We start from the raw sequence: 20,992 nt of genomic DNA, 5'->3' as shown, positions 1-20,992 counted from the left end.
CTCTTTCATTTGTATTGATGTGCCGGGCGCACAACGCGCCCGACCTTTATTCTACTGACTTGATCCGATCGACCACCCGGGACGCCAGGTCATCGGGGCGGAACTTCGCCAGGAAATCGTCGGCCCCGACCTTCTTGACCATCGCCTGGTTGAACACCCCGGACAATGACGTGTGCAAGATGATATGCAACTTCTGCATGCGCGGGTCGCTGCGAATCTCCGAGGTCAGGGTGTACCCGTCCATCTCCGGCATCTCGATGTCGGAGATCATCATCAGGAACTCCTCTTCCGGCTTCTTGCCTTCGTCGACCAGTGTGCGCAGGTAGTCCAGCGCCTGGCGCCCGTCGTTCAACGCGATCACCTCGACGCCGATCGTCTGCAGGCAACGCGTTACCTGCTTGCGGGCCACCGACGAATCATCGACGGTCAGCACCCGCAGCGAAATCGCCTTGTGCTGCGTCTCGGCATCCACCACGCCGTGGGAAATCGTTTCCGTGGTCGGCGCCACTTCGGCGAGGATCTTCTCCACGTCGATGATTTCCACCAGCTGGTTATCGACCCGGGTCACCGCCGTCAGGTAGTGATCGCGGCCGGTGCCCTTGGGCGGCGGATGGATCTCCTCCCAGTTCATGTTGACGATGCGTTCCACCGAGCGCACCAGGAAACCCTGGGTCTTGGTGTTGTACTCGGTGATGATCACGAACGGATTGCTCTGGTCCAGCAGCCGTCCCGAACCGGTCGCCATCGCCAGGTCGAGGATGGGGATGGTCGCTCCCCGAATGTTCGCCACACCGCACACCACGGGACTGGACTTGGGCATCAGGGTCAGCTTGGGGCATTGCAGCACCTCGCGTACCTTGAACACGTTGATCCCGTACAACTGCTGGCCGTCGAGACGGAACAGCAACAGCTCCAGGCGATTCTGACCGACCAGCTGTGTCCGCTGGTTTACCGAGTCCATTACTCCCGCCATGCCCTGACTCCTACCTAACGCTAATGGGTCCGACGCGCATTCATCACTAAACGGCACGGGGCTTGCTATTCAACCGGCATGAACGCACAAACGACATTTTCTCGACGCCTGACCACTCACTGCCGCCACTGGCTCGGTGCACTGTTGGCTGTCTGCCTGTTCACCTCGGGCAACCCGGCTCTCGCGGATGCTCCGGTTACCTTGCCTGATCTCCTTATCGGCGTCACTCAGGGCTTTCTTGAATTCACCGTAGAAGACTACCTGGCAACCAGTCAAACCGAAGGTCGTTATGAAATCGAAGTGAACCAGCTCGACCCGCGCTTGCGCATGCCGATGTGCGACAAGGAATTGACTGCTTCGCTGGAAAGCCCGGCCCGCCCGCTCGGCCGCGTCACGGTGAAGGTCCGTTGCGACAGCGCCGCGCCCTGGACGGTGTTCGTGCCCGCCCAGGTGCGCCTGTACCGTGAAATCGTCACGACCACCCGCCCGCTCAAGCGCGCCGGGATCGTCGAGCCCCAGGACGTGGTGCTGCGCGAGCGCGACGTCAGCCAGATCAGCCAGGGCTTCCTGACCTCGGTGGACGAGGCCATCGGGCAGAAACTTGTCCGACCAATGGTCGCCGACCAGGTCGTGACCCAGGTACACCTGGAACAGGCCGAAGTGGTCCGCAAGGGCGACCAGGTGGTCATTACCGCCCGCAGCGGCACCCTGGCCGTGCGGATGCCCGGCGAGGCCCTGTCCAACGGCGGCATGCGCGAGCAGATCCGGGTGAAGAACCTCAATTCCCAACGGGTGATCAAGGCACAGGTCATCGCCCCCGGCCAGGTGGAAGTGGCCATGTAGTACTTTATGCAGACAGGTAGAAAGCTGGCGCTTGACCTCGCGGTTCCCTAGACTGTGCCTTTACGCAAAGGCGAGCGCAGACGTGCGCACGTTCATTGGATAAATGAGCCTAAAGTTTTTTCAGGGATGGCCGAAAACATGGCAAGCGTCCAAATATCCAGAGGTTTTCTACCATGGTCATCGACTTCAATCGTTTAAACAGCTCTTCACCGTTGACAGGCACCACGCGTACCACCGCCAGCAAGGAAGCCGACAAATCCGCGCCGGTGGCTACTGCGGCCGAAGTCAGCACTGGAGAGTCGGTTCACCTCAGCAGTGAGGCCCAGCAGTTGCAGAAGGTCACTGACAAGCTGCGCGATCAACCTGTCGTCGACAACGCCCGCGTGGCCGAGTTGAAAGCAGCCATCGCCGATGGCAGCTACAAAGTCGACAGCAACCGCGTAGCCAGCAAACTGCTCAACTTCGAAGCCCAGCGCTAGGCCGCCGCCTGCGCCAGGCTTTTGGACGCAAAGACCCAAGGCCAGCCATGCACGATACGACTTTATTGCAACTGATCATCGACGACTTCGTTCCAGCGCAACAATTGCTGGAACTGCTGCAGACCGAAGCACTGGCGCTGCACGGTCGTGACATGCCCTTGCTGGAAAACATCCTGGCACAGAAGCAGGCACTGATCATTTTGCTCGACCAGCATGGCCGCAAGCGCAGCGAGATCCTCGCCAGCCTCAACCTGCCCGCCAGCCCAGACGGCCTCGAGCAACTGGCCAGCCAGTCGTCGGTCGGCGAACAGCTGTTGGCCCAAAGCGCCGTCCTGAGCGACCTGCTCGCCCAATGCCAGGCCGCCAACGCCCGCAACGGCCAGTCGATCCAGGTCCAGCAGGCCGCTACCGCCAACCAGTTGCGCATCCTCAATGGCGGTGAAATCCCCACGCTGTACGACGCTCGCGGTTCGACCGCCAAGATGGTCAAGCACCGCCCGCTCAGCCAGGCATGAAACGAACCATGCTGGCGCTCTATCAACGCGCGATACATGCTGGCAAAATGCTGGCTCTTTGTAGTCGTATTTTGCCTGGAGATTGACCTACCGTGTTCAATGCCTCAAACGCGGATGATGCTCCGCAACCGCCCAAGGTCCTTACCACGCCCCTGGAGATCTCCGGCAACCTGCGGATGCTGCAAGAGAGCCATGACCCGCTGATCATCACTTTCCACGAGCGCACCCAACGCTTCCAGAGCTACCTGGTGGACGTGGACCGCGAGAGCAATGCCATCGCCCTCGACGAAATGATCCCCCGGGACGGCGAGCGATTCCTGTTGGCGGGCGAGCCGTTTCGTGTCGAAGGTTTCCACGACGGCGTACGCATCGCCTGGGAAAGCAACGGCCCATTGACCATCACCGAAACCCGCGACGGTCGCTGCTACCGCGGCGCCTTGCCCGACGAGGTGGTCTATCACCAGCGTCGCAATGCGTTTCGCGCGGCCCTGAAGCTGGCTCAACTGGTGGACGTCGAACTGGGCGGTGAGAAGCTCAAGGCCGCGGTCAAGGGCAAGCTGCTGGACATCTCGGCCACCGGCTGCAAGCTGCGCTTCGACGGCGACATCACCGAACGCCTGCAACTGGGCCAGGTCTATGAGCGCTTCATCGCCGCCCTGCCCTTCGGCAACATGACCGCGCCGGTCGAGTTGCGCTACCTGCATTTCGAAGAGCGCATCAACACCACCTTCGCCGGCGTGCGCTTCCACAACATCAGCGGCCTGGTGCAGCGCCAGGTCGAGCGATTCGTCTACCAACTGCAGCGCGAAGCCCGTCGTTTCGACAAAGACGATCTCTGAGGTCCAACGCCTCTCCAGCGCTGCGGCATTCCCCCTTCGCAAACAGGCTCGCTCCCACACAAGTCCAGGTGGGAGCGAGCCTGCTCGCGAAGGGAACACCGCACCCTACTTGACCAATGACGCCTCGTCATCCGCCGTCTCGGCAACCGGCTCCGGCTCTGGCTCGACCTCGGGCGTGGGCGGCGCCTGCATCTGGTCTTGCACCACCTGTTCATCCACCCGTGGGTCAAGGCACGCCACCAGCGGCGAGCTCGACATGCTGTCGGGCATGGCCACGTGGTGCAACGGGGCGTCGTCGACCTGGTGCAGGTTGGTGACCGCTTTCGGCCGGATCCGCCACACCAGGATCAAAGCGAAGAAAGCCGAAAACGCGTAGAGCATGTGGCTGCCGAACAGTTTCATCAGCACCCCGGCCACCAGTGGCCCGATACTGGCGCCAACGCCATAAGTCACCAGCAGCATCGCCGTCAGCGACACTCGCCGATCCGCTTCGACGTGGTCGTTGGAAAACGCCACCGCCAGCGGGTACAGGCAGAACTGCACCAGCGAGCAGAAGAACCCGGCGACGAACAGCACTTCCAGCGGCACGTTCGACAGGATCGCCAACGGCATCGCACAGATCGCCAGGGCCAAGGCAAAGCAGCGGATCAGCAACGCCCGGTCATAGCGATCGGACAGCCAACCCAGGGGCCACTGCACCAGCAGGCCGGCGAAGATGCAGCTCCCCATGAACAAACCGACCTGCTCGGTCGACAGGCCTTGCTGGGAGGCATACAGCGGCGCCAAGCCATAGAAGGAACCGACGATCAGCCCGGAGCCCAGCACCGTGCTGAGCGATTGCGGGACCCGCTTGATGAAGAATCGCGGCTCCATCGGCGCCGGCCGCAGCGGCGCCGGGTGAATCCGTCGGGTCAGAGCCACCGGCACCAGGCACAGGGTGAAGCACAGCGCCACCAGCATCAGCAATTCCAGGCCCAGGGCCGGGTGGATCACCAGGATCAACTGGCCCAGCACCATCCCCAGGTAGGAGGCGATCATGTAGCCGCTGAACACCACCCCGCGCTGCTTGGCGTCGGCCTGTTCGTTGAGCCAACTCTCGATGACCATGTACTGGCACATCATGCCGAGGCCAACAATCGTCCGCAGCACGATCCAGGCCGGCAGCCAGTTCACCAGCCCATGGCCCAGGACCGCCGCACCGACGATCCCGGCGCAGGCCGAATAGGCCCGGATATGCCCGACGCGGGCAATCAGCCGGTGACCGATCTTGCCGCCCAGCACCAGGCCGAAATAGTTGGCCGCCATCAGCGCACCGACCCACAGGCTGTCCACATGGTCGGCGGCCAGGCGCAAGGCCAGGTAGGTACTCAAGAGGCCCGAGCCGATCAACATCATCAGCGAGGCGAAATACAGCGCTCGAAAAGGTTTCCAGATTTGGCGCATCGGCGTTCCGAGCGGCTCCTTGAGGTGGGGTAAGGGCTACCTTTGAAGATAGCCCGGATGCAACGATTGGTTATGCCTGGGCCGCCAGAACGCGCCGTTCCCAGGGCGTGATCTCATCGAAGAAGCTGGCCAGCTCAAGGGTCTTCGAAGCAATGTAGCCTTCGATGAACTCCTCGCTGAACAGTTCCTTCGCCAGATGACTACGCTTCAGACGTTCCAGCGCGGCATGCAAGGTACATGGCAGCGAGAGATTATCCGGCACCTCGAATTCGCCCTGGATGGCCTCGCTGGGCTCCAGGCGATGCTCGATGCCATGCAGCCCGGCGGCCAGGCTGGCGGCGATCGCCAGGTAGGGGTTGGCATCAGCGCCCGGCAAGCGGTTCTCGACCCGACGGGCGGCCGGCGAACTGGCGGGAATCCGTAACCCCGCCGAGCGGTTGTCGTGGGACCAGCAGGCATTGTTCGGCGACGCGCACGGCTGGTAGAGGCGCTGGTAAGAGTTCACGTTCGGTGCGAACAACGCGGTGAAGTCGGCCATGCCGGCCTGTTGCCCGCCGATGAAATGCCTGAAGGTGTCCGTCGGCTCGCCCGCGTCGTCGCTGAACACGTTGCGGCCGCTGCCCAGCTCGACGACGCTTTGATGGATGTGCATCGAACTGCCCGGTGTATTGGCCAGGGGCTTGGCCATGCAGACCACGATCAGGCCGTGCTTGAGGGCCACTTCCTTGAGCAGGTGCTTGAACAGGAAGGTCTGGTCGGCCAGCAGCAGCGGGTCGCCATGGAGCAGGTTGATCTCGAACTGGCTCACGCCCATTTCGTGCATGAACGTATCGCGGGGCAAGCCCAGCGCCGCCATGCAGGCATAGACTTCAGTGAAGAAAGGACGCAAACCATTGTTGGAACTGATGCTGAACGCCGAATGGCCGTCCTCGCGACGTCCATCCAGGCCCAGTGGCGGCTGGAATGGCTGGGCCGGGTCCGCGTTGGGCGCGAATACGAAAAACTCCAGCTCGGTCGCCACCACGGGTGCCAGGCCACGGGCGGCATAGCGCGCGATCACGGCCTTGAGTTGGCCGCGGGTAGACAACCGGGAGCTTTCCCCAGTCAGTTCGTCGGCATCGCAAATCGCCAGGGCACGGGGCTGTTGGCTCCAGGGCAGGCGGTGGATCTGCTGCGGGTCGGCCACCAGGGCCAGGTCGCCGTCGTCGCTGCCATAGAAACGGGCCGCCGGGTAGCCGCCCATGATGCATTGCAACAGCACCCCCCGCGCCAGTTGCAACCGCCGACCTTCCAGAAACCCTTCGGCGGTCATCACCTTGCCCCGCGGCACACCGTTCAAATCCGGCGTAACGCATTCAATCTCATCAATGCCCGTCAATCGCTGCGCGAGTGAACGCTGGCCATCGGTCGTCATGACGCAATCCTTGTTATATGGGAGCCGCGAACGGCAACCCGTACAAAATAGGCTTCGGCTGTTCGGAATATCAAGCACCCACAGACAATTAAAATCCTGGGCAATACGCGTGTGGGAGCGAGCTTGCTCGCCATAGCGGAGGCTCAGTCAATATCGGGCTGACTGCTACACCGCTATCGCGAGCAAGCTCGCTCCCACAGGGGATTTGTGCTGTTTTTCAATAAAGCGCCTGTTCAGGGCAGATAGATCCGGAACACCGCCCCGCCCAACACGCCGCCATTGGCGATTTCGGTCCGCCCGCACACGCCGCCCCGCTGGTGCAACCCGGCGATCCGCGCCGCGAAGTACAGGCCCAGCCCGGTGCTACCGCTGCTGTGGTTGATGCCTTGCACGTACTCGGCCTGGCGCTCGATCATCTCCGCCGGATAGCCCTCGCCGTCGTCGTTGATGGTCAACACCAACTGCCCGGCTTCGTCGCTCGCACTGATCAGCAAGGCCTGGCGCCCATGGCGAATCGCATTGGTGATGCAGTTGTCGAGCACCGACGCAATGAGCTCCCGGTCGAAAAAGCCCAGGGGGCTGAGGGGGTCGACTTCATAGGTGGCCATGATCCCGCGGCTGCGGAACACGTCCTGGTGGCTGGCCAGTTGCGCCTCGATGAAGTCGTCCAGTTCATGGTAGGCCGGGTGCAGCGGCAACTGGTTGACGCCCAGCTTGTAGAGCCCCAGCAGTTGCACCAGCAGTCCGTTGAGGTGGGCGAACTCGAAGTCCATGACACCCTGCTCCGAGGCCTGGCGCTCGGCATCGGGCAAGCGCTCGAGCCATTGCGCATGCGCCTGCATGAGCAAGGTCAGGGAGTTCTTCATGTCGTGTACGGTCGACGCGATCACCGTGGAAAAATCGAGGGCCTGTTCGCTGTCATTCATCGCCAAATGCCTTGCTTCGCAGTTTCTGATAACGCGCAAAACGCGCATCGGTGTCGGGCATCATGCCCACCAGCTTCAGACAGGCGCGGCACTCCTGCAACAGCTCCGATTCCACGCTGGTATCGGTGCCGTGCAGCAGGGACTGCGCCATGTTCAGGGCAATACTGATGTTCTTCGGTTGCATCTTCAGGGCCCGGCGGAACAGCTCCCGCGCCTCCGGCAACGCGCCGGTCTTGTAGACGCGCACGCCTTCGCGGTTCAGCTCGGCCGCCGCATTGCCCTGGTTGAGGATGTTCGGGTCGTCGGTGAGCTTGGCGATGCCTTGCATCACCGCCGGGTCGTCGCCGTAGATTTCCGCGCAGTTCTTGAGCATCGACTCGCCGGCGCTGGCCTGGCCGAGCATTTGCAGTTGCTTGGCCACCAGCAACGCCGCGTCGGCACTCATGAACTGCTCCATGCCATCGAGGCGCTGCAAGGCCTGTTCGGTGAGCTTTTCGGCGGTTTCGGCATCGTTGAGCAGCAGGCTCGTGGCCTTCATCAATCGCGCCCGGACCTGTAGCCCCGGGTCGTTGAGGTTTTCCTTCGCCACGGCGCTGAGGGTCGTGTTGATCTCCAGCCGCGTGCGCGTATCGAGGCCTTTTTCACTGCCCTTGCTGATCAGCGCGTGGGCCAGGCCCAGGTTGGTCTCCGGGTCCTTGAAGCGCGATTGCGCGCCCTGCCCAACCGCCTGGCGATAGGCCCGGGACGCGGTGTCGTAGTCTTCGTTGGTCATCGCCAGCTTGCCCAGCAGCGCTTGCCGGCGCACCGCCAGCGGCGACAGCCGAACGGCCTCTTCCAGCACCCGCTGCGCCTGTTGGGTATCGCCCTCGGCCACCAGCACATCGGCCATGCCGTCGTACAACGCCGGCATCATCGGGAAGGTTTTCAACGCCTTCTCGTAGACGTCCTTGGCCTGCGCCACCTGGCCGCGCTTGAACAGCAACTTGCCCAGGCCCGCATAGGCCCAGGGCAGCGGACGATCGGCCAGGATGGTGTTGTACAGGCGCTCCAGGGCTTCGTTCTGATTCAGGTCACGCAACGCATCGGCCCGATAGCGCAGGCACAACGGCCCGTAGCGCGGGTCCTGCTTGCACAGGGCGATGCAGGCATTGAGCACTTCCAGCGGCTTTTCCCGATCCAGCGCCTGGAGGATCGGCTTGAGCAAGGTCTTGCGCTGCTCCAGCCGTTCCAGCCGCTGGGCCAGGCCGGAGCGGTTGAACGGCTTGGTCAGGTACGCGTCGGGCTCGTGCTCCAGGGCACTGAGCACCATCGCCTGGCTGGTCTCGGCGGTCACCATGAGGAACACGCTCTCATGGCTGATCAGCTTCTCGACCATCAGGTCTTCGAGCACCTGCTGGCCGTTCTTGCGCCCGTCCCCGAGGTGATAGTCCTGCAAAATGAAGTCGTAGCGCTTCTGCGAGCACATGCGCAACGCCACTTCACCGGTGTCGGCGGTGTCCACGTCCTTGACGCCCAGCTCCCGCAACATGGAGCGGATCGAACTGCGGAAATCCGAGAAATCATCGACGATCAGAAAACTTTTTTGGTGGTACGCCAGCATCGAGGATGTCCAGGCAAGTAAGAAGATAACCCAATGGCATAACAACGAAACGCCGTGTCACAGCCCCCGAGGCGCGCAGATGATAGCCACCCGCCAGCAACCTTCAAGGGATTTCAGCAACCGCTTGGCCTGGCTGTGTCGTGACGCACATTGCGCGCCGAAACGCGGGAGACAACCGGGCTCATCGGGTTATCGGCAGGCGATGGCGTTCCGTTAAGGGAACGTGTGGAAGATTGGCTGCGAACGACCTGCCTGGTACAGCGCCGCAGCAACAAAGGACGATCTCAGGCCTCATGCCAAGGGCAAGGCTTGCTCACCCACGACGTCCCAACAACTTCGCCCAAAAACCACCCTTTTTCTCCGCTGCCAATGCCGAAGGCCGTTCGGCGTCGTGTCGCACCGGGTGCGTACTCGGGCCGCCAGGCCTCAATAAGTCCCCTGGATAATGCTCAAGTCCAAGACACTGCGAATCATCCAGGCCAAACGCCTTGGCCGCTGCCACGGCCTCCACGCACCAGCGACCGAAATACGCACCACCTTCGAAGTTTTCGTCGCCGTAGGTGTACCAATAAGGATGGCGATAATTGACGGCTTGGGGATCGGAACCGGATTTCGCGCCTGTGCGCACTTCCTCATACCAGCGCTGAACGAACGTACAGAGCATCGACGCTTGCGCATCCGCGGGAGCATCCACTGCCGCCAACAATCGGCCGTAAGGCTTTGGGTAAAGCAGGGCAGAACCTATTTTGCGCTCGGGGCTGCGACTTGCGATGACCCGATCAAGCAGCAGGTCCTCGCCCTGGTTACCGATCAGTGCCAGCAACCGTTGCCATGGATCATCCGGAATCTCCAACGCCAAGGCCAAGCCGACCAACCAGAAACAAGTGATGTAATGGTCATAGTTGACCCGCCAACTGTGACGCGTGAATTGCTGCTCTTGAGTCCAGACCGACACACCGAGACGCTCGGACTCTTCCCAGGCATCAAGCAAACCTGGGAAGTAGCGCGACAAATCAGCTATAGGATGGCCAGCGCTATAGAGCCGCAGGATCTGGTGCCAGTGTTTCTTTGCAAGGTTAAAAGCGTATTGCGGCGCGTAATCAGGGTTACCCGCAGGTTGCCCCAGGATTCGTTGAGATTCCAGAATATAGCCGTCGTTGTCATCGACCACCTTATTCCAATAGCTGGCATCGCCAAGAGGAGCACGGATCATTCAGTTTTTTCCTAGCACGACACAAGCGGCCTCAATACATTCAGGACTAGGCTCTGTCTGAAAGGTGTCTGCGCGAAGGCCAGACAAGGCGAAACGGGGCGAGGAAGCGCAGTGTACTGGAGTACATGAGCATTCCGAGCCCCGTTTCAACGCAGTATGGGCGAATGCAGACACATTTCAGACAGAGCCTACTGATCACCTTTAATCGGCCGCTCAAACCCTCTAACGACGTCCCAACAACTTCGCCCAAAAACCGACCTTGTTCTCCACGGCCGACTCCGCTGGTGACTCAACGTCGTGTCGCACCGGGTGCGTACTCGGGCCGCCAGGCCTCAACAAGTCCCCTGGATAATGCTCAAGTCCAAGGCACTGCGAATCATCCAGGCCAAACGCCTTGACCGCCGCCACGGCCTCCACGCACCAGCGACCGAAATACGCGCCGCCTTCGAAGTTTTCGTCGCCGTAGGTGTACCAATAAGGATGGCGATAATTGACGGCTTGGGGATCGGAGCCGGATTTTGCGCCTGTGCGCACTTCCGGGTACCACTGGTTCACGAAGGTAGCCAACATTGAGGCCTGCGCATCCGCAGGGGCATCCACTGCCGCCAGCAGCCGGCCGTAAGGCTTGGGGTAAAGCAACACGGAACCGATTTTACGCTCTTGGCTGCGGCTGGCGATGATTCGATCCAGCAGGACGTCCTCGCCTTCATTGCCGATCAATACCAGCAAGCGCTTCCATTGATCATCCGCAATGTCCAACGCCAGTCCCAGACCGATCATCCAGAAGCAGACGATGTAGTGGTCGTAGTTGACCCGCCAGGCGTGGCGGGTGAATTGCTGTGCCTGGGTCCAGATTGACGCACCCAGGCGCTCGACCTCCTCCCAGGCATCGAGCAATCCGGGGAAATAACGCGATAAGTCGGCGACGGGGCAGCCGGCCGAATAACGACACAGCATCTGATGCAGGTGCTTCTGCGCAATGGTGAAGACGTATTGCGGTGCGTAGTCAGGATCCCCTCCGGGCTGCGCGGCGGTCTCGAGTGCATCGGCGATGCTCTCGTCACCGTAGTCGACCCATTCCGCCCAGTAGCGGGAATCTCCCAGTGGTGCCCGGATCACTTCTGTTTCCCTCGACATTCAACACCTGGAATTTGCTTGTATTCAAGCAGGAAGCCACCGCAAAAAAAATTCAATCATCATAATTGTAGTCAATACTAATCTTCATCCTCTCTACATCCAAAGTTACTGCACATGAGGACCAAGGTTTTCCATTTTGGCACAATCCATTTTCAACATAGTAGCGCCGGAGTTCAACCAGTAACTCTGTCAAATCTCCCACAGCCCTGCTGTCTGGATCAAACCAGCTTGAGCGGTTCTTTTTATCGAAATAATCAAACTCATAGCTTCCTCCATCGCCCTCGGCAAAAAGCCTAGCTCTAACAACTATTTTCTGAGCCTCCGAGGGACCAGCATCCAATAAAAGCTGGCCGATTTTTTGATACAGCCCTTGCTCGCTCATCAGTTCCCACCTTTAGGTGCATTTTTAAAATCAACAATCACAGGACGTCCACCATCAATCGAATATCTAACATTGAATCTATCCGGCCTGAGGCCAGCATCCGTATAGACAGGCTCGATTTTCACACTGACGCTCCTACCCTCCTTGAGTGCGGAAGCCCATGTATTCTCCATCGCCTTCCACTCACCTTTATTTAAATTCCCATTCATGGGAAGTAAATTTAACTTCTCACCAGGGCCATTAAAGATACTTGCAATTAGATGCCCTCCCTCATCACCTGCAACTCCACACTTACCAGCGATACACTGCTGATATGTATTCCTGTCATTTTTCACAAGCAAAAGTTCAGACTCAACCTTTTCAACGCGACCCAAGCTATCTGTTTGATAAATCTTATTCCCATCCACTTTATAAATTGTATTGGGCTCAGGTTTATTGAGCTCTTTAGACCATGCGCCCTTACCACCAGAGTTAATTTCTACCTCGCGTAGCACTTTACTAGGTTTTTTTAACCCTGCACTATAATCCCCAGGGTTCTCGACAACCTTCCCATTAACCGTCGTCGTGCCAGGGCCATACCCCCCTTCAAGCTTTCCGCTATATGCCCCCTCCACGCTGCTCCACTGCAGCGGCTTACCAGCCGACACTTCAGCTTTCGCAATTTTGGCCATACCGGCCATCTTTTCAAGCCCTTCCGCCCCCACCTTGATCCCAGCTTTCGCCAATGCCACGCCGCCCTTGGCCGCTGTGCCAACCCCCGTGGCAATACTGCCAACCTGCCAGACCAGTTCGCCAATGTCCTGCCCCAACTGCACGGCGCGATCATCCCCACCGTTTTCCAAAGCGTCTTTGACCCGATCGAGTTTGGCGTTGAGTTCGTTGACCACGCCGTCGCCGAATTGCCGGCGGGCCTCGGGGTCGTTGATCAGGGCTTTCAGGCCGTTGATCCCGTCGATCGGGTGGCGGAGGAATTGCGCCAGGCCTTCGACGTCGCCCCAACCCGCTTGCACCAGGCCCTTGCCCACGCCGAAGCGGGTCAGTACGTCTTGCTTCTGATTGATGTACGCCCATTTGGCGATCACTTGCGCCTTTGCCGCCAGGCCATCAGCCTCGGCGTATTCCTTCTCGGCCTGGACCAGTTGCTGGGTCGCCAGCCAGTTGTTGTCCACGGCGGCGCCTGCCGCGCTGTTGGCGGTGGCCGGATCCAGTGAGGAACTGGTGGCGGCCAGGCCGGTGACGAGGCTGACGATCAGGTTACGCTTGGCTTCGCGCTGGGATTCGCTTTCGTCGGGGCTGGCTTCGGAGAACAGGCCGGTGAGCAGGCTCGACGCCGCCGCGCCGGCGGCACCGCTGCCGCAACTCTGGCTGCTGGCGGCAGCGCCCGCGCAGGCGACGATGCCGTGCAGGGCGGCGTGCAGCGGCGAGCCTTCGGTGAGCTTGCCGTCCGCCACCAGGTCGCCGATGTAGCCGGCGCCCTGCTGCTGCACGTAATTGACCACCAGACTTTGGACGAAGGCACTGTTGCTGCCACTGATGTTGCCGCTGGCCGCGCCCACCAGGGCGGTGGTGATCTGCCGGTAGGTGCCGCCCGCGCCCCACTTGTCGGCGATGCCACGGGCCTCCGCGTTCAAGCGCTGGGCGTTGCCCAGCAACGCCAGGCGCTCGGTGTCGGTGAGCTGGGCGTTGGGGTCCAGGGCCTTGGCCTGGGCCTCCTCGGCCTGTTTGCGCTTGACGTCGACTTCCTTGGCCTTGTTGGCGAGCAAGGTGCTGGCTTCGTTGGAAAATGCCCCGACAATCTCGAACCCGGCACGGATTTCATCTTCATCGAAGATCGGCTTGAGCGCGTTGCTGGTGTCACGGTCGCTGGAGACATCGCGGTTGAGGCTGGCAACGGTCTGTTCGCCATTCTTGCCGGTGCGCTTCTGTTGCTCGGCGTCGTCGGTGATGACGACGGTGCCGCCGCTGATGCCGCTGCGGGTGACACTGCTGGCATCGTCGCTGGCACCGATGGCGATCGGCATGGTGGCGCTGAGGTCGTTTTCGGTCCTTGGCAACTCGGTGCCAGGGGTCTGCGTGCCGCCGCTGGTGGCGTTGCCCTCCCGGTCCTTGCCGACTTCGCGATAGCCGCCACCGATGCTGACGGTGCTGGCGTCGTACTCGGCCTTGTTCTTGATGTCGCGACTGGTGAGGCTGGCGGTGACCAGGCGATTCTTGCCGTCCTGCACAGCCTTGTCGCTGCTGGCGATCACGCCGCCGATCAAGTCGGTGTTGCCGCCGACGCGAATGTCGAAACCTTCGTCGCCGGCCTTGATGCCCGATTGCTCGATCACGCTGGCGTAGTTGGAGTCGATGTCGGTGGCGCCGAAGCTGCCGCTGGCACCGTTGATCGTGCTCATCCCGTAGCAGAAAGGCGGGACGCACAGGCTGAGGCCGACGCCGATGCTCTTCTCGTCCACCTCGTAGGTGTTGACGTCTTGCAGGCTCTCGATGCTCAGGTCGCCACCGACATCGGCCAGGACCTGCTTGCCGCTCGCCACCGCGCCTTTGAGGCGGGTGTCGCCGCCCGAAGCCAGCAGCAACCGATTGCCCGCCTGGACGTGGGTGTTTGTGTGGGTGAGCCCGTCGCCATCGGACTGGCCGCGGCTGCCGGACGCCCCCAGGTCCAGGGTGAAACCATTGCGCGCGCCCAGGGAGAAACCGATGCCGATATTGGCGCTACTGCCTTTGCTGTCGGTTTCCTGCTTGTCGATGTTGCGGGCCGCAAGCAGGTTGATGTCGCCGTCGGCCAGCAGGCTGGCGTTGTGTCCGGCCTTGATCTCGCTGCCTTGCACGGTGATGTTGCTGGCGGCGCCGGCACCCGTGGCACGCAAGCGGATGTCGTTGCCGGCGGTCAGGGTCGAGCCGGCGGCGTTGTCGCTGGTGTAGGTGCTGGTGCTTTCGTTCTTCTTGGTGCCCAGCGACAGGCTGATGTTGATCCCGCCCGCCGCGCCCGGGTCCATCGCCACGGCGGTGGCGGCGTTGTTGGTCGCCAGCACGGCCGTCGCGGCCGCCAGGGCTTTCATGCGGCCGTCGTCGGTTTTCTCCGAGGCCCGTTTCATCTGCTGGTTGGTCTGGATCGCGCTGATCACCGGGTTGGTCACGGTGAGGGTGAACCCGGTCTGCTTGAATAGGGTTTCGCGTTCGCGCTTGCTGGTATTGCGTGCTTCGACGATGTCGACGGTTTGCGCCGTGACGTCGATGTTGCCTTGCGGGGCCGAGACCTGGCTGCCCACCTGGCGATAACCCTTGCCCGCTTCGATCAGCACGTCCCCGGCGGTGGAGCCGACGGTGCTCGCCGCGGCAGTGTATTGGGTATTGAGGTCCTTGACGCTCTGCTTCTGCGTGCCCAGGGTGACCGCGATGCCGCCGCCGCTGAACAGGCCGCTTTTCTTGACGGACTTGTCGTGGCGTTCGCTGCTGCTGTCGGTGGCCGCCTCGATGTTGACGTTGTTGTCCGCCACCAACACGGTCTGGGCGGTGGACACCACGTTGCTGCCGCTCAAGTTGATATCGCGCCCGGCCTGCACGTAGGTCTGCTCGCCACTGAGGGTCGAGCCCTGGGACTGGGTCTGGCTGACGGTGTCGCGGGTGGTGGTGGTCTTGCTGGAGAACCAGCCGCTGCTGCCCTTGACCTTGTGGGCTTCGTCGGCGAACTGGTGGTCCTGGCCGGCAGTCAGGTTGACGTCGCGCCTGGCCTCGGCAAACACGGCGCCCTGTTCGCTGGTGACCTGCGCGGCGCGGGCGTTGATGTCCTGACCGGCTTTCAGGCGGACATCGCCCTGGCCCTGGACCAATGAGCCGACTTCCGTCTGGCTGGCGTCCTGGCGCCAGTTGCTGCTGTTCCAGCTCAGCGATTGCTGGTGCGCCTCGCCCACAGTGTTCAGGTTGAGGTTGCGCCCCGCCTCCAGCGAGGTATTGCCGTCCTGGCCCGCGTTGACCACCTGGGCGCCGGTCAGGTTGAGGTCGTTGCCGGCGCTGACGCCCAGCGTGCCCTCGGCGCCGGTGACGAATAACCCGGCCACCCGCGACAGTTGCGTGCGGGTGCCCTGGGTACCCTGGGTGTCGCGGCTGCTGGAGATCACGTTGATGTCTTGCCCGGCCTTGACCGCCAGGCTGTCCACGGCGCCGATCAGGCCACCGAGGTTATTGAGGTTGTCCCGGGCGTTGATCGACACGTTGTCGGCCTGCATGCGCCCGCCGAGGTTGTCGATGTTTTGCGCGGTGATCGCCATGACGCTGCGCCCGGCCAGGCTGCCGCTGTTGACCAGGTCGCCGGCGATGTTCAAATTCAGCCGCTGCCCGGCGATCAGCGCGCCGGAGCCGTTGAGGTCGCCTTCCTGGACCCGCACGTACACCTGGGGCACCAGCACGTTGCGGGTGTCGCCGTTAGGCAGGGTCACCTGCTTCTGCACCAGCCAGACGATGTCGCTGGTCAACTGGGCCATCTGCGCAGGCGTCAGGGCCACGCCGGGCACCAGTTGCCATTGGCTGGCGACGGTGACGGCGTTGTCGATCAGGGCGCGGTATTGCAGTTCGTCATTGGCGTAGCCATCGAGGAACCGCCGGCCGGTGAGTTGCGCCACCTGCTCGCGAATCAGCTTCTGTTCATAGAAACCGTCGCCCAGGCGCTGCTGGGTCAGGGCCGGGTCGACTTGCAGGCGCTGCAACATATAGTCCGAGGACAACCAGGTGCGGTAGCTGGCAAAGCGCGGATCGGTTTCGACCAGGTAGCCGCTGGTGTTTTGCGGATTGGTGTTGAACAGGCTGTTGTTCGGCAACTCGAGGGACGGCCCGCCGCTGCGGATCTGCTCGGCCACGCCCTTGCTGTTCAGCGTGGTTTGTGCGGCGACCTGGACGATGGGCGCCACTTGATGGGTCCGGCTGCCGGTGGCGTTGACCGGACCGGTGCTGGCGATCTGCTCGTTGACGCCCTGGGCGGCGCGCGCACCGATCTGGGTGCCGGTGCCGTTGCCCGCGCTGTTCTGGGCGAACACGGTCGGTTGCAGGGTGATGTCCTGGATCGACGGGGCGGGCGTGTAGCCTGTGACGGACGTGCCCTGGCGGTCGCGCCCCTTGCGCTGGATCCGATAGAAGTGGGTGGCGGTGCCGCTGTCGGTGGTGGTGCGCTGGCCCGTCAGTTCGGTGTTGGTCAGGCTGCCGATGTCGGCCAGCAGCAACCCGCCGGCAATGATCCGGCTCTTGTCGTTGAGCACATCGCCGGCGCTGATCTGCATCGTCCCGCCGGACAGGATTTGCGCCGGCGCCGAGGTGGCGATCTGGGTTTCCTCGACCACGCGGGTGTAGTCGTAGCGGTTCCAGTTGTCTTGCCGGCCCTCGGGCGTGGCCAGGTAGAGCACCTCGTCGTTGTCCAACGAAACCTGGTTGCCCTGGTAGCGATTCGTCGAGCCGGTGAGCTGGAACTCCTGCAAGGCAGTGCGGCTGACTTCCACCTGCCGGGTGCTGAAATGTTCGTTGGTGTTGCGCACGCTTTGCACGTTCAGCGACAGGTTGCCGAGGGCCTCGATGGTGGCACTGGCGTTGGTCAGCAATTGGGCACGGTCCTGGGCCTTGTCCGCCGCGCTCAATGCACCGCCGATGGCGAGATCGCCGGCACTGAAGATCAGGGCCTGTTCGCGGTTGTCCAGGCTGCCGGCGCCGATGTCCAGGGATTCGCGGGCGGCGATGGTCGCGCCGATGCCGTTTTCATCCCGGTTGCTCAGCGCCGACGTGCTGATCGCCAGTCGGTCGCCGTAGAGCCGGCCAGTGCCCAGGTTGTTGAGCGACAGGGCCTGCACCCGCACTTGCTGGCCGTCGATCAGGCCACGGTTGGTCAGGCTGTCGTTGACGGTCAGGCGAACCTGGCCGGCGCTGATCTCACCGCTGCCGGCGTTGTCCAGCGTCTGCGAGCGGACCGACAGCAGGTTGCCGGCCAGCAGTTGCCCGCTGTTGTTGAAAGCGCCCTCGGTGCTCAGGTCGACCTGGCGATTGGCCTGGATCTGGCCGCTCAGGTCCAGGCCGCCTTGCAGCCGGAACGTCAGGTCGCCCAGGCTCAGGGCCCGACCGGTGCCACCGTAATAGGCCGCATTGAGCGACAGCAGGCTGCCCGCGAGCAGGGTGCCGCCCTGGTTATGCACGGCCTGGCGACGTTGCGCCGGGTCGCGGTCGCTGATGCTCAAGCCGGCGCCCGAGGAAATCAGCCCGCCTTCGTTATTCAACGCCTGGCTGACGCCCAAGCTCAACCCCTGGTCGGCGCGGACCGCACCGGCCTGGTTGCCGAACGTATTGACCGCCACGTTCATGGCGCGGCCTTCGAGGCCTTGCTGGCTGCCTTGGGTGGCGCTGTTGTCGAGCACGTCGGCGCTCACGTCCAACGTCCCCGCGCTGCGGATCAGCCCGCCCTGGTTGTCGAGCGTCTGCCCCAGCACCAACTGGACATCGCCAAGGCCTTGCAACTGCCCACCGCGATTGTCCACCCGGGCGCTTTCGACCCGCACGGTTTTCTCGCCAATGATCTGGCCGCCGTTGCCATTGCCCAGGTCGGTGGCCTTGAGCACCAGGGCGCCCTTGGCCCCCAGGAAACCGGCATTGTTGTCGAGGCTGGCGGTGTGGATCTCCACGCTGTCCTGGCCGCTGATCCCTTGGGTGGTGCCGGATTGCAGGTTGTTCAGGGCGTTGCTGCCGGTGTCGATGAACAGCTTGCCCTTGGCCTGGATCAAGCCGGCGGCGTTGTGCAGTTCGCCGCTGCGCAGGTCCAGGGTCGCCGTGGCATTCAGCGTGCCCTGGCTGTTGTCTACCCGGTTGCCGTGGCTGTCCAGGTCCAGGGCCTGGCCGCTGATCACGCCGCCCTGGTTGTTCAAGCCCTGGGCCGAAAGCGTGATGTCGCCCAGTGCTTCGAGGCGTCCGCCGCTGTTGTTCAACGCATCGCCCGACACACTGACCCGCAGCCCGGACTGCACCGACCCCAGCACGCCGCGAGTGTTATCGAATTGCCCGGCGATGATCTCCATGCGCTGGGTGGCGGCAATCGTGCCGCCGATGTTGTCGAGCTGATCGAATGTCGCCCGCAACTCGCCGCCGGCGCTCACGGTACCTTGGCCGTTGTCCAGGCGCGCGCCGCTGACTTGGACGTTGCCGCTGGCGGCCAGGGTGCCCGCCGTGTTGTCGATGCCCTGGCTGGCGGTCACCGTCAGTGCCCCGCCGTCAGTGGCGACGACCTTGCCGCCCTGGTTGTTCAGCGTGCCGACCTCGAGCCCCACCGCGCCAGCGCTGTTGACGCGTCCATCCTGATTGTCGAAACGCTCGCGCGCGATTATCTGCAACGGCTGCGCGCCGGTTTGCAGAATCTGCCCGCGCTGGTTGGACAGGGTCTGGGTGTCGAGGGATATCTGCTGGCCCTGGATCAGGCCGTCGTCCACCACGGCGTCGCTGGCCTTGATCGTCACCTTGCCGTTGCTGGCGGCGCTGCCCTTGCCGCCGGCCAACTGGTCGGCCTGGATCTGCAGGGTACCTTTGCCGGCGTGTTCGACCTTGCCCTGGCCATTGTCCAGGCGACTGGCCTTAAGTGTCAGGTTGCCGGCATTGGAGGCGATGCGCCCGTCGCGGTTGTCGAGGGTGGCGCTGGCCGTGATCGATGTATCGGCGGTGCCGGTCTGGATCAGCTCGCCGCCGGCGTTGGCAATGTCCCGGGCGCTCGCCTGCAGGTTGCCGGCGTTGACCTTGGCCGCGTCGGTGCGCAAGGTCCTGGCCGCCGTGGCGGTCAGCGCCTGGCTGGCATCGACCTGGCTGCCGGCGAGATTCGCGTCGCCCGTGCGGGCGGTCAGGGTGACATTGCGCCCCTGGGTCTGGCTGCCGCTCAGGTCCAGGTCAGCGGCTTCGACGCTCACGTCCCCGGCGGCCAGGTTCTGCCCTTGCGCCTTGACCGTGCCGGCCCGCAGCGCGAGGTTGCCAGCGCCGGCCAGCTTGCCATCGGCGCCGACGCCCGCCGCCACGCTGGAGGCCTGGGTGCTGCGGATGTTCCTGGCGGTCAGCGTCGTGTGGTTCTGGCTGGCCACGGTGCCGCTGTTGTCGATGTCGCCGGCGCTGTCGAGGGCCAGGTCGCCCTTGGCGTAGAGCGTGCCGCTGTTGTCCACCTCGGTGGCCGCGATCCGGGTTGCGGTGGCGCTGCTGATGGCGCCCAGGTTCTGCAGCTTGCCGTCGGCACTGACCACCACTTCACCGGCCATGGCGCCAATCTGCCCGGCGTTGCGCACCCCCACGCCGGACTCGGTGCCCACCAGCATGATTTTCCCGGCGTACATGCCGCCCAGCTTGGCGACGTCGATGGCCACGCTGGGCTTTTCCCCGTCGACCGCCGGCAGCGGCGTGGCCTGGGTGTTGTCGGCATTGACCTGGTTGCGTCCGGCCGTGACTTTCAAATCGTTGGCCCAGACCCCGGCGTTGACCTGCACGCTCCGGGCGATCAGGTCCGTGTAGTCGGTCTCGCGGGCGTCCAGGCCCTTGCCTTCGATGTTGATCGTCCCGCCCTGCACGGTGTAGCCGCTGATGCGTCCGTTCTCCATCTGTGCCCGACCGGTGCTGAGGGTCGCCCGGTCGGCGTTGATGAAGCCGCAACCGTTACACGTGATGCCGGACGGGTTGGCGATCACCACCTCGGCGCGCTGGCCCGCGACTTCGACATAACCGCGCAATTGGCTGGGGTTGGCGGAATTGACTTCGTTGAGGATGACCCGCGCGCTGCCATTGCCCAGCATCGGGTTGCCTTCGATCCAACCGCCCAGTTTGGTCTGGCTGTTGGTCGCGGCGTTGTTGAGGATCACGCCACGGTTGTCGACGTCGAACTGGTTGTAGGTGTTGCGTGAAACACCCCCGGCGCTGGGGGCCTGGATATTCACCTGGGGCGTGCCGTTGGCACTCTCGATCACCATGGGCCGCTGGCCGGCCGGCGCGCCGGGATCTGCCACGAGGGTCCCGGCCCAGGCCGGCGCCACGCCCAAGGACACCAGCCCGATCGCCACCATCAGCGCAAAGCGCAGTGGCCCGAGGGTCGCCGTACAGGCGCCTGCACCCACCGTCGGGCCGCAACGGGTTCCCGGCGCCTTGGCCTGGCTGGTGACCGTCTCGGCCACCACCATCAGCAGTCCGCGGGCCTTGTTGAAAACGATTCGGTACAGGTGCTTGTTCATGGCAATT

The 20,992-nt window shown here is 62.9% G+C and carries 13 protein-coding genes; 4 read left to right on the top strand and 9 right to left on the bottom strand.

What is annotated here, in order from left to right; translation table 11 throughout:
- Nucleotides 1-46: 46 nt before the first annotated feature.
- The gene (locus tag Q6A48_RS12950) at nt 47-973 is read right to left on the bottom strand and encodes a chemotaxis protein CheV (protein WP_304554499.1); all 927 of its coding nucleotides are present in this window, start codon (nt 971-973) and stop codon (nt 47-49) included.
- 78 nt (nt 974-1,051) lie between these two features.
- On the opposite strand from Q6A48_RS12950, the gene flgA reads away from it, so the two are divergent.
- The 4 genes from flgA (at nt 1,052) to Q6A48_RS12930 (ending at nt 3,649) form a co-directional block, all read left to right on the top strand.
- Nucleotides 1,052-1,816, top strand: coding sequence for a flagellar basal body P-ring formation chaperone FlgA (gene flgA, locus Q6A48_RS12945; RefSeq protein WP_304554498.1), 765 nt, complete (start codon nt 1,052-1,054; stop codon nt 1,814-1,816).
- A 173-nt stretch (nt 1,817-1,989) separates the two neighbouring features.
- On the top strand, nt 1,990-2,295 hold the full coding sequence (flgM, locus tag Q6A48_RS12940) for a flagellar biosynthesis anti-sigma factor FlgM (RefSeq protein WP_304554497.1): 306 nt from the start codon (nt 1,990-1,992) through the stop codon (nt 2,293-2,295).
- Between the two features lie 47 nt (nt 2,296-2,342).
- Complete coding sequence (locus Q6A48_RS12935) at nt 2,343-2,810, top strand: flagella synthesis protein FlgN (protein WP_304554496.1); 468 nt, start codon at nt 2,343-2,345, stop codon at nt 2,808-2,810.
- Nucleotides 2,811-2,902: 92 nt separating this feature from the next.
- Nucleotides 2,903-3,649 (top strand): flagellar brake protein, encoded by a 747-nt coding sequence (locus Q6A48_RS12930; RefSeq protein WP_304554495.1) that lies wholly within the window; start codon nt 2,903-2,905, stop codon nt 3,647-3,649.
- Between the two features lie 105 nt (nt 3,650-3,754).
- On the opposite strand, the gene Q6A48_RS12925 is transcribed toward Q6A48_RS12930, so the two are convergent.
- The 8 genes from Q6A48_RS12925 to Q6A48_RS12890 form a co-directional block, all read right to left on the bottom strand.
- Nucleotides 3,755-5,092: an MFS transporter gene (locus tag Q6A48_RS12925; protein WP_304554494.1), complete on the bottom strand. Its 1,338-nt coding sequence runs from the start codon at nt 5,090-5,092 to the stop codon at nt 3,755-3,757.
- A 70-nt stretch (nt 5,093-5,162) separates the two neighbouring features.
- Nucleotides 5,163-6,404 (bottom strand): glutamine synthetase family protein, encoded by a 1,242-nt coding sequence (locus Q6A48_RS12920; RefSeq protein ID WP_304554556.1) that lies wholly within the window; start codon nt 6,402-6,404, stop codon nt 5,163-5,165.
- Nucleotides 6,405-6,739: 335 nt separating this feature from the next.
- Nucleotides 6,740-7,432 (bottom strand): sensor histidine kinase, encoded by a 693-nt coding sequence (locus Q6A48_RS12915; RefSeq protein WP_304554493.1) that lies wholly within the window; start codon nt 7,430-7,432, stop codon nt 6,740-6,742.
- Nucleotides 7,425-9,032, bottom strand: a complete 1,608-nt coding sequence (locus Q6A48_RS12910) for a tetratricopeptide repeat-containing response regulator (protein ID WP_304554492.1) — start codon at nt 9,030-9,032, stop codon at nt 7,425-7,427. The genes Q6A48_RS12915 and Q6A48_RS12910 overlap by 8 nt, the downstream gene beginning before the upstream one ends.
- Before the next feature lie 313 nt (nt 9,033-9,345).
- A complete protein-coding gene (locus Q6A48_RS12905; protein ID WP_304554491.1) occupies nt 9,346-10,245 on the bottom strand; it encodes a PoNe immunity protein domain-containing protein in 900 nt (299 codons plus the stop codon).
- 222 nt (nt 10,246-10,467) lie between these two features.
- Nucleotides 10,468-11,364: a PoNe immunity protein domain-containing protein gene (locus tag Q6A48_RS12900; protein ID WP_369811695.1), complete on the bottom strand. Its 897-nt coding sequence runs from the start codon at nt 11,362-11,364 to the stop codon at nt 10,468-10,470.
- A gap of 70 nt (nt 11,365-11,434) precedes the next feature.
- Nucleotides 11,435-11,764 carry an immunity protein YezG family protein gene (locus Q6A48_RS12895; RefSeq protein WP_304554489.1) on the bottom strand — a complete coding sequence of 110 codons (330 nt, stop codon included), beginning with the start codon at nt 11,762-11,764 and terminating at the stop codon, nt 11,435-11,437.
- Nucleotides 11,764-20,985: a two-partner secretion domain-containing protein gene (locus tag Q6A48_RS12890; protein ID WP_304554488.1), complete on the bottom strand. Its 9,222-nt coding sequence runs from the start codon at nt 20,983-20,985 to the stop codon at nt 11,764-11,766. Before Q6A48_RS12890 ends, Q6A48_RS12895 begins: the two co-directional genes overlap by 1 nt.
- Nucleotides 20,986-20,992: the final 7 nt, after the last annotated feature.

Origin of the sequence: Pseudomonas citrullilanati, from assembly GCF_030580855.1 — a bacterium.
In the GTDB taxonomy this organism is placed as follows: domain Bacteria; phylum Pseudomonadota; class Gammaproteobacteria; order Pseudomonadales; family Pseudomonadaceae; genus Aquipseudomonas; species Aquipseudomonas citrulli.
Note: the sequence above shows the minus strand (reverse complement) of the source record. Positions and strands in the feature narration are given on the sequence as shown.